Raw genomic sequence first — 14,737 nt, 5'->3', positions numbered from 1 at the left:
GTGCATCCCTATGCCCTCCAAGACTGCTGCCGCGCTGACGCCGGCCGATTACCTGAAGAAAATCCTCACTGCGCGTGTCTATGACGTGGCCATTGAATCCAGCCTGGACTCGGCCAAGAACCTCAGCCGCCGCCTGCACAACAAGGTGCTGCTCAAGCGCGAAGACCAGCAGCCGGTGTTCAGCTTCAAGCTGCGCGGCGCCTATAACAAGATGGCCCACCTGACGGCCGAGCAGCTCAAGGCCGGCGTGATCTGTGCATCGGCAGGCAACCATGCCCAGGGCGTCGCGCTGTCGGCCAGCCGCATGGGCACCCGCGCCGTGATCGTGATGCCCACCACCACGCCGCAGCTCAAGGTCGATGCCGTCAAGGGCCTGGGCGGCGAGGTGGTGCTGGCCGGCGAGAGCTTCAGCGATGCCTACGAGCACTCGCTCAAGCTGCAAAAGGAACAGAACCTCACCTTTGTCCACCCCTTCGATGACCCGGACGTGATCGCCGGCCAGGGCACGATTGCGATGGAGATCATGCGCCAGGTGCAGAAAATCGGCTCCTCGCCACTGAACGCGGTCTTTGTCGCGATTGGTGGCGGCGGGCTGATCGCAGGTGTCGCCAACTACATCAAGGCGGTGCGGCCCGAGATCAAGGTCATCGGCGTGCAGATGAACGACTCGGACGCGATGATCCAGTCGGCCCGCGAAGGCAAGCGCGTGGCACTGAACGATGTGGGCCTGTTTGCCGATGGCACCGCGGTCAAGCTGGTGGGCGAGGAGACCTTCCGCGTCGCGCATGGCCTGGTCGATGAATACATCACCGTCGACACCGATGCCGTCTGCGCCGCGATCAAGGACATCTTTGTCGACACCCGCTCCATCGTCGAGCCCTCGGGCGCGCTGGCCGTGGCCGGCATCAAGCAGTATGTGGCCAAGAACAAGACCAAGGGCGAGACCTATGCCGCCATCCTGAGCGGCGCCAACATGAACTTCGACCGCCTGCGCTTTGTCGCCGAGCGGGCCGATGTGGGCGAGGAAAAGGAAGCGCTGTTTGCCGTGACCATCCCCGAGGAGCGCGGCAGCTTCAAGCGTTTTTGCGAAGTCATCGGCAACCTGCCCGGCGGCGCACGCAGCGTGACCGAGTTCAACTACCGCATCAGCGATGACCGGCGCGCCCATGTCTTTGTCGGCATCTCGACCAACAGCAAGGGCGAGTCGGAAAAAATCTGCCGCAACTTCCAGAAGAACGGCTTTGAAGCGCTGGATTTGACCTTTGACGAGTTGGCCAAGGAGCATGTGCGCCACATGGTGGGCGGGCGCTCGCAGCTCGCGCAGGACGAGCGCCTGCTGCGCTTTGTCTTCCCTGAGCGGCCCGGCGCGCTGTTCAAGTTCCTGAGCCTGATGGCGCCCAACTGGAACATTTCGCTGTTCCACTACCGCAACCAGGGCGCGGACTACGGCCGCATCCTTGTGGGCATGCAGGTGCCGCAGGAAGACTCGCACAGCTTTGAGCAGTTCTTGAACAACCTGGGCTACCCCTGGATCGAAGAGACCCAGAACCCGGCCTACAAGCTGTTCCTGCAGGCCTAACGCCAAACGGGCCCAGCCGCAGCATGCAAGCCTTGCGCCATTTTCTGCTCGCGGTGCAGTTTTTCACCCGCATTCCGGTCACTGGCAAGCTGGGCGACTGGGTGGGCTACAGCCCCGAGATGCTGCGCGCCAGCGCCGGCCACTTCCCCGGCGTGGGCTGGATCGTGGGCCTGGTGGCCGCCGGGGTGCTGGCCGCTGGCAGCTTGCTGCTGCCGTCTGGCAATAGCTACAGCCCGCTGGTCGCCGCCGTGCTCAGCACCATGGCCACCGTGCTGCTCACCGGCTGCTTCCATGAGGATGGCTTGAGCGATGTGGTCGATGGCCTGGGCGGGAGCCACGAGCGCCAGCGCGCACTGGAGATCATGAAGGACTCGCGCATCGGCGCCTATGGCGCGATGGCGATGGTGCTGGCCGTACTCAGCAAGACCGCTCTTGTCGCGCTGCTGGCCAGCCACAGCCTGGCGCTGGCGATGGCAACCTTGGTCACAGCCCATGTGATCGCCCGCCTCTGGCCGATGTTTGTCGTGCGCAGCCTGCCCCATGTGGGGGACAGCGCCTCGTCCAAAAGCAAGCCTTTGGCGGCCTTTATCAGCCGCCAAGGCCTGGCCTGCTGCGTAGCCTGGTCCTTGCCCGCTGCCCTGCTGCTGGGCCTCGCCCAAGGCTGGGTGGTTCTGCTGCTGGCCCTGGTGCTTAGCGCCGCCGCCGCGCTGTGGATGCGCCAGTGGCTGCAGCGCCGCCTGCAAGGCTTTACCGGTGATGGCCTGGGCGCTGCCGAGCAGGTCAGCGAGATCGCGTTCTACCTGGGTGCCGCGCTGTCGCTGGGCCCTGCCGGCAGCTTGCTGGCCAAGGCGCTGGCATGACGGCGCTGTGGCTGCAGCGCCATGCCCAGCCCCTGGTGGCGCCGGGCATCTGCTACGGCCGCACCAACATGGCCGCCGATGACAAGGCCACCGCCGCCGCCGCACTGGCCCTGCAAAACGCCTGGGCCGCCGAGGCACTGCCGGCCGGAACGGTCTGGCATTCGCCACTGCAGCGCTGCAGCCAGCTGGCCACGGCCTTGCAGGCGCAGGCACCGGCATTCGCGCTGCGCGCCTGCGACGATCTGGCAGAAATGGACTTTGGCGCCTGGGAAGGCCAGCGCTGGGACGGCATCGCCCGCGAAGAGATGCAGGCCTGGACAGCAGACTTTATGGCCTATGCACCAGGCGGTGGCGAATCACTGGCCACGATGATGGCGCGCGTTACGCGTGCGCTGGATGCGGCGCGCCAGCAGGCGCTGGAAACCGGCCAGCCCGTGCTGTGGATCAGCCACGCAGGTGTGGCGCAATGCACGCATTGGCTGCTGACACGCGGCCAAAGGCTGCCGCTGGCCAAGGACTGGCCGTCAGTCAAGCTCGCGTATGGGGAATGGCTCCGATTGCCGCTGTTCGGCGAGGTGTGAGAGCCGCGCCAGGCCGCTCCCAACAAACTTTTACGTAAAGTGCCGGCGCCCCATCAGTCGCGCAGGGAGCCGGTGCTGCGGTCCACATTGGGCGCGGTGGGCGGCATAGGCGCTGGTACGGAAGCAGCTTGCGGTGCCGCAGCCACGGCATTTGTGGAATTCTGGGCATTGGGCGCATTCGGCACAGAGGCCGGGATCGGCGCAGCCACCGCATCCACTGGGCGCAAGGCCGGCAGGTTGATCGTCACAGCGGCAGGGCCATCAACACCAGTGCCCAGGCTCACGGCACGGGGCGCATCGCTGCGCAAGGCCTGCAGCACCAGGCCATCGGCCACGACCGTGCCCACGCGGAACACCTTGGCAGGCTGGTCATCCACGGCGATGACGGCCGCGCCGCCACCACTGTCCTTGCCCACCATCACGCCCAGCAGGCGCCAGCGGGTGGGGGCAGCCGGGGCTGCAACGGGCGCGCCATCCTGCACCCCAAAGAGCCGCGCCATCGCAGCGCCATCGACCTGTACCTGGGCGGGGCCACCGGCCTGCGGGGCCGAGAGCACCTGGCGCGGCGCCGACAGCTTGAGTCCCCAGAACACCGCCAATGCCGCAGCGCCAGCCCACAAAAGGCCGGCCGCCAGCCGAGGAGACCAGGGGTTGCGTGATAGTGTCACCATTCGCAGATTATGATGCAGCCAGATGTCAGTTTCACCACTTTGACCCCCTTTGACCTGAGAGCATGATGTTTTCCTTCCGCCCGCAGTCGGCTGCACGCCGCATCCAAGCCAATATCCAGCGCGGCTTTACCCTGATCGAGCTGATGGTGGTGCTGGTCATCATCGGCGTGCTGGCCGCGCTGATCGTGCCCAATGTGATTGGCGCTGCCGACGAGGCGCGCGTGACCGCCGCGCGCACCGATATCACCAACATCAGCGGCGCGCTCAAGCGCTACCGCCTGGACAACCAGCGCTACCCCACCGCCGAGCAAGGCCTGGCCGCGCTGATCAACCGCCCCAGCAGCGGCCCCGCGCCGATGAACTGGAAGCCCTATCTGGAAAAGCTGCCCAATGACCCCTGGGGCCACCCCTACCAGTACCTGAACCCTGGCGTCAAAGGCGAAGTCGATGTGATGAGCTTTGGTGCCGATGGCCAGGCCGGCGGTGAAGGCAACAATGCCGACATCGGCAGCTGGCAATAAGCGGCAATAAGCCCGCCTGATCGCTGCTTTCTGCCTTTTCCCGCTGCCCCGCTCTCCGGCCCCATGCCCTGCGCCCATGCCTCTTTCACACCCCTTCCAGCCGCGCCGCCAGCGCGGCTTTACCTTGATGGAGCTGCTGGTCGTCATCAGCTTGATGGCGCTGGCCAGCGCCGGCGTGGTGTTTGCGATGGGCGACAACAGCCAGGACCAGCTCCAGCGTGAAGGCCAGCGTCTGGCCGCGCAGCTCGAAGCCGCACGGGCCCAGTCCCGCGCCAGCGGCCAGCCGGTGCGCTGGCGGGCCGACAGCCAGGGCTTTGTCATCGAAGGCCTGCAAGGCGGCACCCGCCAGGGCGCCTGGCTGCACCCGCCGGTGGCGGTGCGCAGCAGTGGCGATATCATCCTGGGGCCCGAGGCACTGATCGGCCCGCAGACGGTGCTGCTGGCCTACCCCAGCCGAAATGCGGGCAGCATTGCCGTGTCCACCGACGGTGTGCGCCCCTTTGAACTACAGGCCCCCTGAACCTTTTCCCGACCAGCCCCGCGTGCCCAGCAAGTCCTCGCCCCATTCCGGCTTCACCCTGATCGAGGTGCTGGTTGCGCTCGCCATTGTCGCCATCGCCTTGCTCGCCGGCGGCAAGGCCATGAACGCGCTGACCCAGACCGCAGGGCGGCAAAGCGATGTGATGCTCGCGCAGATCTGCGCCGAAAACCAGCTGATCGCCGCGCGCCTCTCGCAACAGCTGCCAGGCCTGGGCACAACCAGCGTGGCCTGCGAGCAAGCCGGCCGCATGTTCGATGTGCGCGTGGGCGTGTTTGCCACGCCCAACCCGGATTTCCGCCGCATCGATGCCCATGTGTTCTCCGGCGGCGCGCCTTTGCTGCGCCTGAGCACCATCGTGGGGAGGTACTGATGCAGCGCCCCCGTTCTAGCCAGCCACGCAGCCAGGGCTTTACCTTGATCGAGCTGCTGATCGCCATCTCCATCCTGGCGGTGATGACCATCGCCAGCTGGCGCGGTATCGACGGTATGGTGCGCGCCCAGCAGCAGGCCCGCGATTACAGCGAAGAGGTCATGGTGGTGCAGGCGGCACTGTCGCAGTGGAACACCGACCTCAATGGCATCGAGCGCGTCGCAGCCACCACGCCCATCGACTGGGATGGCCGTGTGCTGCGGCTCACGCGCCGCAGCAGTGACATCAACGAACAAGGCCTGCGCGTCGTCAGCTGGGCCCAGCGCCGCCTGGGCAACCGCGACTACTGGGTGCGCTGGCAGTCCTCGCCGGTACGCGATCTGCAGCAGTGGCAGCAGGCCTGGGACATGGCCGCCCATGCGGTCACCAACAGCGCGCTGACCAACAACTCCGACGGCGGCCCGCAGCAAACGGTGCTGATGCCCGTCAGCGGCTGGCAGCTGCTGTATTTCCGGGGCAACAGCTGGAGCAATCCGCTGTCCAGCCAGGGTGCCAATCCCCAGACCGATGCCAACAACCCCACCACGGTGGCGCTGCCCGACGGCATCCGCCTGCGCCTGGAGCTGCCCGCGCCCGGTGCGCTCTCCGGGGTCATCACCAACGACTGGGTCAACCCCATCGTGTCGGGGAACAAATCATGAAGCGGCTGCACCTAGCCCGCAGCGGCCAGCGCGGCGCAGCGCTGCTGGCGGCCATGCTCACCGTCACCCTGGTGGCCACGATTGCCGCCGGCGCTGTCTGGCAGCAGTGGCGCAATCTGGAGGTGGAAGGCGCCGAGCGCACCCGCGTGCAGGCTGCCTGGCTGCTGCTGGGCGGACTGGATTTTTCGCGCCAGGTGCTGCGCCAGGATGCGCGCGTGGGCGGCCCCGATTCGCTGTCCGAGCCCTGGTCGGTGCCGCTGGCCGAAGCGCGCCTATCCACCTTCTTGCAGGCCTCCAACAACCAGAGCAATGCCGACGACAGCAGCATCGACGCGGCCCAGGCCTTTTTGTCCGGCGCGATTGTCGATGCCCAGGCGCGGCTCAACATCCGCAATCTGGTGTCCAACGGCCAGATCAATACCGTCGCGCTGCGCCAGTTCCAGCGCCTGTTCGAGCGCCTGGGCCTGCCCGGTGCCGAGCTGACCGTCCTCAGCCAACAAGCACTGGCCGCGCTGCGCACCGAGGGCAAGGCCGCCAATGCGCCGTTGCTGCCGCGCACCTACAAGGAGCTGGCCTGGTGGGGCCTGTCGCCGTCCACCCTGACCCAGCTGGAGCCTTATGTGGTGCTGCTGCCCCAGGAGAGCAAGGTCAACGTCAACACCGCCTCGGCCACCGTGATCTGGGCCGCTGTCGAGGGCATGGATTTTGCAACCGCCCAGCAAATCGCCCAGCTGCGGCTGAACAAGGCTTTCGAGAGCAGCGCCGAGCTGCAGCAGCGCTTTAGCAGCAACACCGCGCTCACCAATGCCAACGCGCTGCTCGATGTCAAATCGGTGTATTTCGAAGTCTGGGCGCGGCTGCGCTTTGACGACCTGGTGGTGCAGGAGAAATCCCTGGTCTACCGCCAGGGGCTGAATGTAACGACCGTGGTGCGCGAGCGCGGTGCCGCGCTGGCCACCAGCCTGATGGGCGATGGCAGCGGCAACCCGGTGGCGGCGCGCTAACAGGAACATGATGACAAACGTATTGCAGTTTGGTGAAGCCGGGCCCTCTACAATGCAGCGCACAACACGCTCATGAGTACATTACTGATTTCACTGCCGCTGGCCTCGGGGCCAGATACAGGGCCCAGCTCGGCCTGGAGCTACAGCTATGCCCTGTCGCCCGATGGCGTGACCATCGGCCAGCAAGGCAGCACCACCGCCGGCCTGCTGCCCCAACCCGGCCGCGCTGGTGAGGTGGTGGCCGTGGTGCCTGCGGCCATGCTGTCGTGGCAACGGGTCAGCCTGCCCCAGGGCGTCGGCCCCGGCTCGCCCCGGCTGCGTGCGGTGCTCGAAGGCCTTTTGGAAGAGCGCCTGCTCGACGACCCGGCGCAACTGCACTTTGCCTTGCAACCCGACACCCGCGCCGCCGGCCAGGGCGAACCGATCTGGATCGCCTGCTGCCCGCGCCAGTGGCTGCGGGACCACCTGCAGGTGCTCGAAGCCGCAGGCCGCGCGGTGGCCCGTGTGGTGCCCAGCCATGCGCCGGGCGAGCCTTCGCCCGATGGTGCGCAGATCCTCATCACCGGCAGCCCCGAGCTGGCGCAGGCCGTGGTGTTTGGCACCGACAGCGCCGATGCGGTGCTGGTGCTGCCCGTCTCGCGCGAGAGCGCAGCGCTGCTGCCCCCGCTCGGACCCGACAGCATCGTCCATGCAGAACCCGCCGTGGTCAGCACCGCCGAACACTGGCTGCAACGCCCGGTACAGCTCTACAGCCTGGCACAGACCATGCGCGATGCCGCACGCAGCGACTGGGACCTGGCCCAGCTCGAGTTTGCCAACAGCGGTCGCAACCGCCTGCAGCGGCGCCTGGGCAGTGGCCTCAATGATGTGCTCCATGCCCCCGCCTGGCGCCCGGCGCGCTGGGCCGTGCTGGCCCTGGTCGTGCTCAGCCTGGTGGGCGCCAATATCTGGGCCTGGCAAGAGCGCCAGCAACTGCAGGCCAAGGCCGCGCTGGTGCGCAGCAGCTTGACGCAGGCCTTCCCCAAGGTGCAGGTGGTCGTCGATGCGCCCGTGCAGATGGCGCGTGAAGTCGCCAACCTGCGCCAGGCCTCGGGTGGCTTGTCGCCATCGGACGCCGAACCACTGCTGGCCGCCGCCGGCCAGGCGCTGTCCAGCCTGCCCGCAGGCACGGTGCCCAGCACGGTCGAATACAGTGGCAGCGAGCTGCGCCTGCGCGGCCTGCCCACCGATGGCTTTGATGCCTTCAGCCAGAAACTGCAAGCCCAGGGCCTGCAGGCCCAGATGCAAAACGACCAGTGGGTCATCCGCGCGCAGGCCCAGCCATGAAGAAAAATTCCTCCCGACCGTCGGCATCGGCAGCAGCCACCTCTTCGGCAGCCCAGCTGCTGCGCCAACGCTGGCGCGCGCTGGATGCGCGCGAGCGCCGGGGCGTCAGCCTGGCCGCTGGCCTGGTGCTGATTGCGCTCTTGTGGTGGCTGGCGATTGCGCCGGTGCTGCAGACTTGGCGCAGCGCGCCCGCCGCGCATGCCCAGCTCGACCAGCAGCTCGCCCGCATGCAGGCCTTGCAGGCCGAGGCGCGCCAGCTGCAATCGGCCACCACGGTCACCACTACGCAGGCGCGCCAGCAGCTCGAAGCCTCGCTCACGCAGCAGCTGGGCACCAGCGCCAAACTGGCCGTGCTCGGCGAGCGCGTGACCGTCACCTTGAGCCGCGCCTCAGCCGCCTCCACCCAGCGCTGGCTGGGCCAGGTGCGCGCCAATGCGCATGCGATTGCCACCGAGTTGCGCCTGACCCGCGATGAGCCAGCCAAGGGCGCAGGCCCGGCTGCCGCGCCCACTTGGTCGGGCAATATCGTCTTGCAGTTGCCGGCCCAGTAGGCGGCACACAAAGATGGCCCGGCAGCGCTTGAACCCCTCTTCGCCCCACGGTAGCGCCCGTGCGCCCTGGCGCTGGGCCGCCGTGGGCGCCTGCACGGGCGGCCTGGCTGCCTTGCTGCTGTTTGCGCCAGCACACTGGCTGGCGCAAGGCCTGGCCTGGGCCAGCCAGGGCCAGCTGCAGCTGCGCGAGCCGCGTGGCACGGTCTGGAACGGTTCGGCCCAGTGGGTATTTACCGGCGGCCAGGCCAGCCGCGACCAGATGGCCCTGCCCGGCCGGGTGGACTGGGCACTGCGCCCCAGCCTGCGCGGCCTCAACATGCGCTGGAATGCCAGCTGCTGCATGGCCGCGCCGATGCCCATCCGCATCCAGCCCCACTGGGGCGGTGCCAAGGTGCAGCTGGGCGCCCATGAAAGCCGCTGGCCGGCATCGCTGCTGGTGGGCCTGGGAACGCCCTGGAACACCATCCAGCCCCAAGGCCAGCTGCTGCTCAAGACCCATGACCTGTCGCTGGCACTCAACGCCGGGCGTCTGCAGGTTGAGGGCGGCGCCGATCTTGATGTGATGGCGGTGACCTCGCGCCTGTCCACGATACAGCCGCTGGGCAGCTACCGCCTGCAACTGCAAGGCGGTGACAGCACCAGCTTGCAGCTGTCCACCTTGGACGGCGCGCTCCAGCTCAAAGGCCAGGGCCAATGGGTGGGCCAGCGCCTGCGTTTTCAGGGAGAAGCCTGGGCTGCCGAAGGGCGCGAGGCGGCTCTTGCGAATCTATTGACTATGATTGGGCAGCGCAGCGGAAGCCGCGTGCTGCTCTCGGTTGGCTGAACATATGATGCAATACCACTCTCCCATTTATCGATTTGCGCTGCACTCCATCGCAGCGAGCGTCCTTCTAATGGGCGGCAACGGCGCGGCGCTGGCGCAGACAGCCATCAACACCGGCACGGCCAGCATTCGCCCCGGCGAGCCGGTGACGCTGAACTTCGCCAATGCCGACATCGAGTCCATCGCGCGCACCATGGCCACCATCACCGGCAAGAGCGTGGTGGTCGATCCGCGCATCAAGGGCACGATGAACCTGGTGACCGACCGGCCCGTCTCGCCCCAGGCCGCGTTCGAGCAGTTCTTGGCAGCGCTGCGCCTGCAGAACTACACCGTGGTCGAGGCCGCAGGCCTGTACAAGGTGGTGCCCGAGGCCGATGCCAAGCTGCAAGGCGGCACGGTGCGCATCACCCAGGGCGGCGCGGGCGGCCAGGTGCCCGGTGGCGGCCAGATCGTCACCCAGATCTTCAAGCTCAACTTCGAGAGCGCCAACAACCTGGTGCCGGTGCTGCGTCCGCTGATCAGCCCCAACAACACCATCAATGTGAACCCGGGCAACAACTCCCTGGTCATCACCGACTACGCCGACAACCTGCAACGCCTCTCGCGCATCATCGCGTCGATGGATGTGGCCAACGCCAGCGATGTCGAAGTGGTGCAGCTCGAACACGCCGTGGCCACCGACATCGTGCCCATGCTGCAGCGCCTGCTGGAAGGCGGCCAGACCGTGTCTGCCAGTGGCAGCGCCACTGCCGGTGCAGCCCCCGGCGCCGCGCAGACCGACAATGCCTACCGCACCTCGGTGCTGGCCGACCCGCGCACCAACAGCATCTTGCTGCGCGCGGCCAACCCGGCACGCCTGTCGCAGGCCAAGATGCTGATCGGCAAGCTCGACAGCCCCAGCCGTGGCGGCAATGCCTCGGGCAACATCCATGTGGTCTACCTGCGCAATGCCGATGCCACCGCGCTGGCCACCACCTTGCGCGCGGCGCTCGCCGGCCAGGACGGCAACAGCGCCAGCCCCGCCACCAACCTGTCGAGCAGCGGCAGCAGCGGGGGCCTGAGCACAAACACGCGCAGCGGCAGCACCTCGCTGGGCGGCAGCACCAGCGGCACCCTGGGCAACAGTGCCAGCAGCAGCAGTGCGGGCGGCCTGGGCTCGGGCGCGCGCCTGGGCACCGGCACCTCGCTGGGCACCTCGGGGGAGAGCGGCAGCGCCACCGGCGGCATCATCCAGGCCGACACGGCCACCAACTCGCTGATCATCACGGCGCCCGAGCCGCTGTACCGCCAGATCCGCTCGGTCATCGACCAGCTCGACAGCCGCCGCGCCCAGGTGCTGGTCGAGAGCCTGATCGTCGAAGTCAGCGCCGAGAAGGCCGCGCAGTTTGGCGTGCAGTGGCAAAGCCTGCTGGGCCAGGGCAACAATGTCGTCGGCGTCATCGGCAACAACTTCACCGTGGGCGGTGCCAACCTGTTCAACCTGGCCGCCGGCATTGCCAACAACACCTACAGCACCCTGCCCAGCGCCGGCATGAACGCCGGCATCGCCTTCAAGCACAACGGCGAATATGTGCTGGGCGCGCTGGCCAACCTGCTGCAGTCCAACGCCGACGGCAATGTGCTGGCCACCCCCAACCTGCTGACCCTGGACAACCAGGAAGCGCAGATCCTGGTCGGCCAGAATGTGCCCTTTGTCACCGGCTCCTACGCCAACAGCACCGGAAGCAGCACCGTCAACCCCTTCACCACGGTGGAGCGCAAGGACGTGGGCCTGACCCTGCGCGTGCGCCCGCAGATCAATGCCAATGGCACCGTCAAGCTGACGATCTACCAGGAGACGTCTGACGTGCTCGCCGGCACGACCACCAATGCCAACGGCCCCACCACCAACAAGCGCTCGATCGAATCGACCGTGCTGGTGGACGATGGCTCGGTCATCGTCATTGGCGGCCTGCTGCAGGACCAGTACTCCGGTTCGGTGCAGAAGGTGCCTTACCTGGGCGATATCCCCGGCATTGGCGCGCTGTTCCGCAGCGACACCCGCTCGCGCAAGAAGACCAACCTGATGGTCTTCCTGCGCCCCGTGGTGATGCGCGATGCCGCCGCCACCCAGCAGGTCAGCATGGACCGCTACGAGCTGATGCGCGGCGCGCAGATTGCCGCCCAGCCCGAACAAAGCACCCGCGTGCCGATCAATGAGTCGTCGATCATCACGCCGCTGGCCCAGCAGACCTCCGGCCTGCCGCTGGGTGCGTCCGAGACGCCGGTGATCGAATCGCGCCCCCTGACCGTGACGCCGCAAGGCATGCGCTTCGAGCCCTGATAGCGCCCACAGAGACCCGAAGCCATGCGCCACCCCCTGCCCTATGCCTTTGCGCGCAGCAGCCAGTTGCTGCTCGAAGAAGATGCCGGCCAGCACCTGCTGTGGCACGGCGCCCAGCCCCAGGGCTCGGCGCTGTCCGAGGTGCTGCGCAAGTACCCCGTGCAGCACCTGGCCCAGCTGGGCGATGCCGAGCTGGCCCAGCGCATCAGCGCTGCCTACTCGCACAGCGAATCGAATGCCGCCACCGTGATCAGCGAGGTGGAAGAAGGCACCGACCTCTCGCGCATGATGCAAGACATCCCCGCCGTCGAGGACTTGCTCGAGTCGGCCGGTGACGCGCCCATCATCCGCATGCTCAACGCCCTGCTCACCCAGGCGGCGCGCGACGGTGCCTCGGACATCCACATCGAGCCCTATGAGCGCCATTCCAGCGTGCGCTTTCGCATCGATGGCTCGCTGCGCGAAGTGGTGCAACCCCACCGCGCCTTGCATGCGGCGCTGATCTCGCGCCTCAAAATCATGGCCGATCTGGACATCTCGGAAAAACGCCTGCCCCAGGACGGCCGCATCAGCCTGCGCCTGGGCACCCGCGCCATCGATGTGCGCGTCTCCACCCTGCCCAGCGCCCATGGCGAGCGCGCCGTGCTGCGTCTGCTCGACAAGAGCGAATCCAAGCTCAGCCTGGGCTCGGTCGGCATGCAGGGCGAGACCCTGCGGCGCTTTGAAAAACTGGTGGCCCAGCCGCACGGCATTGTGCTGGTGACCGGCCCCACCGGTTCGGGCAAGACCACCACCTTGTATGCGGCGCTGAGCGGGCTCGATGCCAGCCAGGGCAACATCATGACGGTGGAAGACCCGATCGAGTACGAGCTCTCGGGCATCGGCCAGACCCAGGTCAACCCCAAGATCGACCTGACCTTTGCCAAGGCCTTGCGCGCCATCCTGCGCCAGGACCCGGACATCATCATGATTGGTGAAATCCGCGACTTCGAGACCGCACAGATCGCGATCCAGGCCTCGCTCACCGGTCACCTGGTGCTGGCCACCTTGCACACCAACGATGCGACCAGCGCCATCACCCGCCTCACCGACATGGGCGTCGAGCCCTTCCTGCTGTCCTCCTCGCTGCTGGGCGTGCTGGCCCAGCGCCTGGTGCGCCGCATTGACGACAGCGACCCCAGCGGCTACCGGGGCCGTACCGGCATCTTCGAACTGCTGGTGGTGGACGAGGCCATCCGCGCCCAGATCCACGCCCAGGCGCCCGAGTCCGAGATCCGCAACCAGGCCATGGCGGCCGGCATGCACCTGATGCGCGAGGATGGCGAGCGCCTGGTGCGCGAAGGCATCACCAGCGCAGAAGAAGTCGTGCGCGTCACCCGCGATTAACCGCGATTGTCCGAATATCCCGTAGGCGCCGCCCGCGCCAACGGGTATTGGCGATTTGACACAATCGCCCCATGTTGGAATCGCTCAATACCCTCGTCGCGCCCTACGGCGGCATGTTGTTTCTCTGGCTCACCGTGCTGGCCATCGCCAGCCTGGCAGCGCTGCGCCATTTTCAGCCGCGCATGTCCACCGCGCAGCTGCGCCGGCTGATGCGCATCGCCGGCCTGATGGCGCTGGTAATTTCCTGGTTTGCGATGCAGCAAGGCGAGCGCTACCTGGCGACCGCGCTGCTGGTGCTGCTCTGGGGGATTCTGGTGGGCATCAGCTGCGCGCGGGCGATTCGGCAGCGCTGAATTCAAGCGCCTTGCGCACGGCGGCGGTCTGCCAAAAACCAGGCTCCGGCCTCCACATTTGACCCATAACCACAGTCAGCAAAGGATATTTGCCTAGGCAAGAATGTCTGCATGACTGAGACAAAAACACCCCCCGCGCTTTCGATGTTGGACTTGGTGGCTGTGCGCGAAGGCGGCACCGTTGCCCAGGCTTTGCAACTGGCCGTGCGTACCGCGCAGCATGTCGAGTCGCTCGGCTTTACGCGCTACTGGATGGCCGAACACCACAATATGCCGGGCATTGCCAGCTCGTCCACGGCCGTGCTGATTGGCCATGTGGCGGGGGCGACCCAACACATCCGTGTGGGCTCGGGCGGCATCATGCTGCCCAACCATGCACCGCTGGTGGTGGCCGAGGCCTTTGGCACCCTGGCCGAGCTCTACCCGGGCCGTATCGACCTGGGCCTGGGCCGCGCGCCCGGCACCGATGGCATGACGATGCGGGCCCTGCGCCGTGACCGGGTCGAGACCGAAGAAGACTTTCCCCGCGATGTGATGGAGCTGCAGCGCCTGCTGGGCCCCGCCCAACCCGGGCAAAAGCTGGTGGCCACGCCGGGCGCTGGCACCAATGTGCCGCTGTGGTTGCTGGGCTCGAGCCTGTTCTCGGCCCAGCTGGCCGCGCACCTGGGCCTGCCCTATGCCTTTGCCTCGCACTTTGCGCCGCGCATGCTGCAGCAGGCGGTGCAGCTGTACCGCGACCTGTTCAAGCCCTCGGCCACGCTGGACAAGCCCTATGTGATCGTCGGCGCGCCAGTGATTGCAGCGCCTACCGACAGCGAGGCCGAGTTCCTCGCCAGCAGCACCTACCAGCGCGTGCTGGGCATTGTGACGGGCAAGCGCGGTCTGCTGCCGCCACCGGTCGACGGCTTTATGGAGGGCCTGAACATGGCCGAGCGCCAGGCGATCGAAGGCTTTTTGGCGGTGGCCTCCATCGGCGGCCCCGAGCGTGTGCAGCAGCGCCTGAAGGTGCTGGCCCAGCACACCGGCGCCGACGAGCTGATGCTCGTCTGCGATATCTATGATGGCGATTTGCGTCTGCGCTCGCTCGATATTGCTGCGCAAGCTCTGCGGGCCGGCTACGCAGCCTAAACACGGCCTTTACTCCCCG

16 protein-coding genes are annotated in these 14,737 nt (G+C 67.1%); 15 read left to right on the top strand and 1 reads right to left on the bottom strand.

Features of this window, described 5'->3' with window-relative positions; translation table 11 throughout:
* The first annotated feature begins 10 nt into the window (after positions 1-10).
* The 3 genes from ilvA to WH367_RS03440 are packed head-to-tail and all read left to right on the top strand — an operon-like array spanning position 11 to position 3,020.
* Entirely contained in the window at positions 11-1,579 is a 1,569-nt protein-coding gene (ilvA, locus tag WH367_RS03450; protein WP_021025736.1) for a threonine ammonia-lyase, biosynthetic, read from the top strand.
* A 23-nt stretch (positions 1,580-1,602) separates the two neighbouring features.
* The gene (gene cobS / locus WH367_RS03445; protein WP_339534263.1) at positions 1,603-2,439 is read left to right on the top strand and encodes an adenosylcobinamide-GDP ribazoletransferase; all 837 of its coding nucleotides are present in this window, start codon (positions 1,603-1,605) and stop codon (positions 2,437-2,439) included.
* A complete protein-coding gene (locus WH367_RS03440; RefSeq protein ID WP_339534261.1) occupies positions 2,436-3,020 on the top strand; it encodes a histidine phosphatase family protein in 585 nt (194 codons plus the stop codon). Before cobS ends, WH367_RS03440 begins: the two co-directional genes overlap by 4 nt.
* A gap of 53 nt (positions 3,021-3,073) precedes the next feature.
* On the opposite strand, the gene WH367_RS03435 is transcribed toward WH367_RS03440, so the two are convergent.
* Entirely contained in the window at positions 3,074-3,691 is a 618-nt protein-coding gene (locus tag WH367_RS03435) for a type II secretion system protein N (protein ID WP_339534260.1), read from the bottom strand.
* Positions 3,692-3,753: 62 nt separating this feature from the next.
* Between WH367_RS03435 and gspG the strand changes: the two genes are divergently transcribed.
* The 12 genes from gspG (at position 3,754) to WH367_RS03375 (ending at position 14,718) form a co-directional block, all read left to right on the top strand.
* A complete protein-coding gene (gene gspG / locus WH367_RS03430) occupies positions 3,754-4,212 on the top strand; it encodes a type II secretion system major pseudopilin GspG (RefSeq protein WP_021025733.1) in 459 nt (152 codons plus the stop codon).
* 76 nt (positions 4,213-4,288) lie between these two features.
* Positions 4,289-4,732, top strand: coding sequence for a pilus assembly FimT family protein (locus WH367_RS03425; protein ID WP_339534259.1), 444 nt, complete (start codon positions 4,289-4,291; stop codon positions 4,730-4,732).
* Positions 4,733-4,754: 22 nt separating this feature from the next.
* Complete coding sequence (gene gspI, locus WH367_RS03420) at positions 4,755-5,123, top strand: type II secretion system minor pseudopilin GspI (RefSeq protein WP_021025731.1); 369 nt, start codon at positions 4,755-4,757, stop codon at positions 5,121-5,123.
* A complete protein-coding gene (locus tag WH367_RS03415) occupies positions 5,123-5,824 on the top strand; it encodes a prepilin-type N-terminal cleavage/methylation domain-containing protein (RefSeq protein ID WP_339534257.1) in 702 nt (233 codons plus the stop codon). The genes gspI and WH367_RS03415 overlap by 1 nt, the downstream gene beginning before the upstream one ends.
* Entirely contained in the window at positions 5,821-6,828 is a 1,008-nt protein-coding gene (gene gspK, locus WH367_RS03410; protein WP_339534255.1) for a type II secretion system minor pseudopilin GspK, read from the top strand. The genes WH367_RS03415 and gspK overlap by 4 nt, the downstream gene beginning before the upstream one ends.
* Before the next feature lie 72 nt (positions 6,829-6,900).
* Complete coding sequence (gene gspL, locus WH367_RS03405; RefSeq protein ID WP_339534253.1) at positions 6,901-8,154, top strand: type II secretion system protein GspL; 1,254 nt, start codon at positions 6,901-6,903, stop codon at positions 8,152-8,154.
* Entirely contained in the window at positions 8,151-8,705 is a 555-nt protein-coding gene (gspM, locus tag WH367_RS03400) for a type II secretion system protein GspM (RefSeq protein ID WP_339534252.1), read from the top strand. The genes gspL and gspM overlap by 4 nt, the downstream gene beginning before the upstream one ends.
* 13 nt (positions 8,706-8,718) lie before the next feature.
* Positions 8,719-9,528, top strand: a complete 810-nt coding sequence (gene gspN / locus WH367_RS03395; protein WP_445228061.1) for a type II secretion system protein N — start codon at positions 8,719-8,721, stop codon at positions 9,526-9,528.
* A 7-nt stretch (positions 9,529-9,535) separates the two neighbouring features.
* Positions 9,536-11,851, top strand: a complete 2,316-nt coding sequence (gene gspD / locus WH367_RS03390; RefSeq protein WP_339534250.1) for a type II secretion system secretin GspD — start codon at positions 9,536-9,538, stop codon at positions 11,849-11,851.
* Positions 11,852-11,875: 24 nt separating this feature from the next.
* Positions 11,876-13,237, top strand: a complete 1,362-nt coding sequence (locus WH367_RS03385) for a GspE/PulE family protein (RefSeq protein ID WP_339534248.1) — start codon at positions 11,876-11,878, stop codon at positions 13,235-13,237.
* A 71-nt stretch (positions 13,238-13,308) separates the two neighbouring features.
* On the top strand, positions 13,309-13,590 hold the full coding sequence (locus WH367_RS03380; protein ID WP_021025524.1) for a hypothetical protein: 282 nt from the start codon (positions 13,309-13,311) through the stop codon (positions 13,588-13,590).
* 111 nt (positions 13,591-13,701) lie between these two features.
* A complete protein-coding gene (locus tag WH367_RS03375) occupies positions 13,702-14,718 on the top strand; it encodes an LLM class flavin-dependent oxidoreductase (protein ID WP_339534246.1) in 1,017 nt (338 codons plus the stop codon).
* Positions 14,719-14,737 lie beyond the last annotated feature (19 nt).

It is taken from the genome of Comamonas sp. MYb21, from assembly GCF_037479395.1.
Classification (GTDB): domain Bacteria; phylum Pseudomonadota; class Gammaproteobacteria; order Burkholderiales; family Burkholderiaceae_C; genus Comamonas.
Note: the sequence above shows the minus strand (reverse complement) of the source record. Positions and strands in the feature narration are given on the sequence as shown.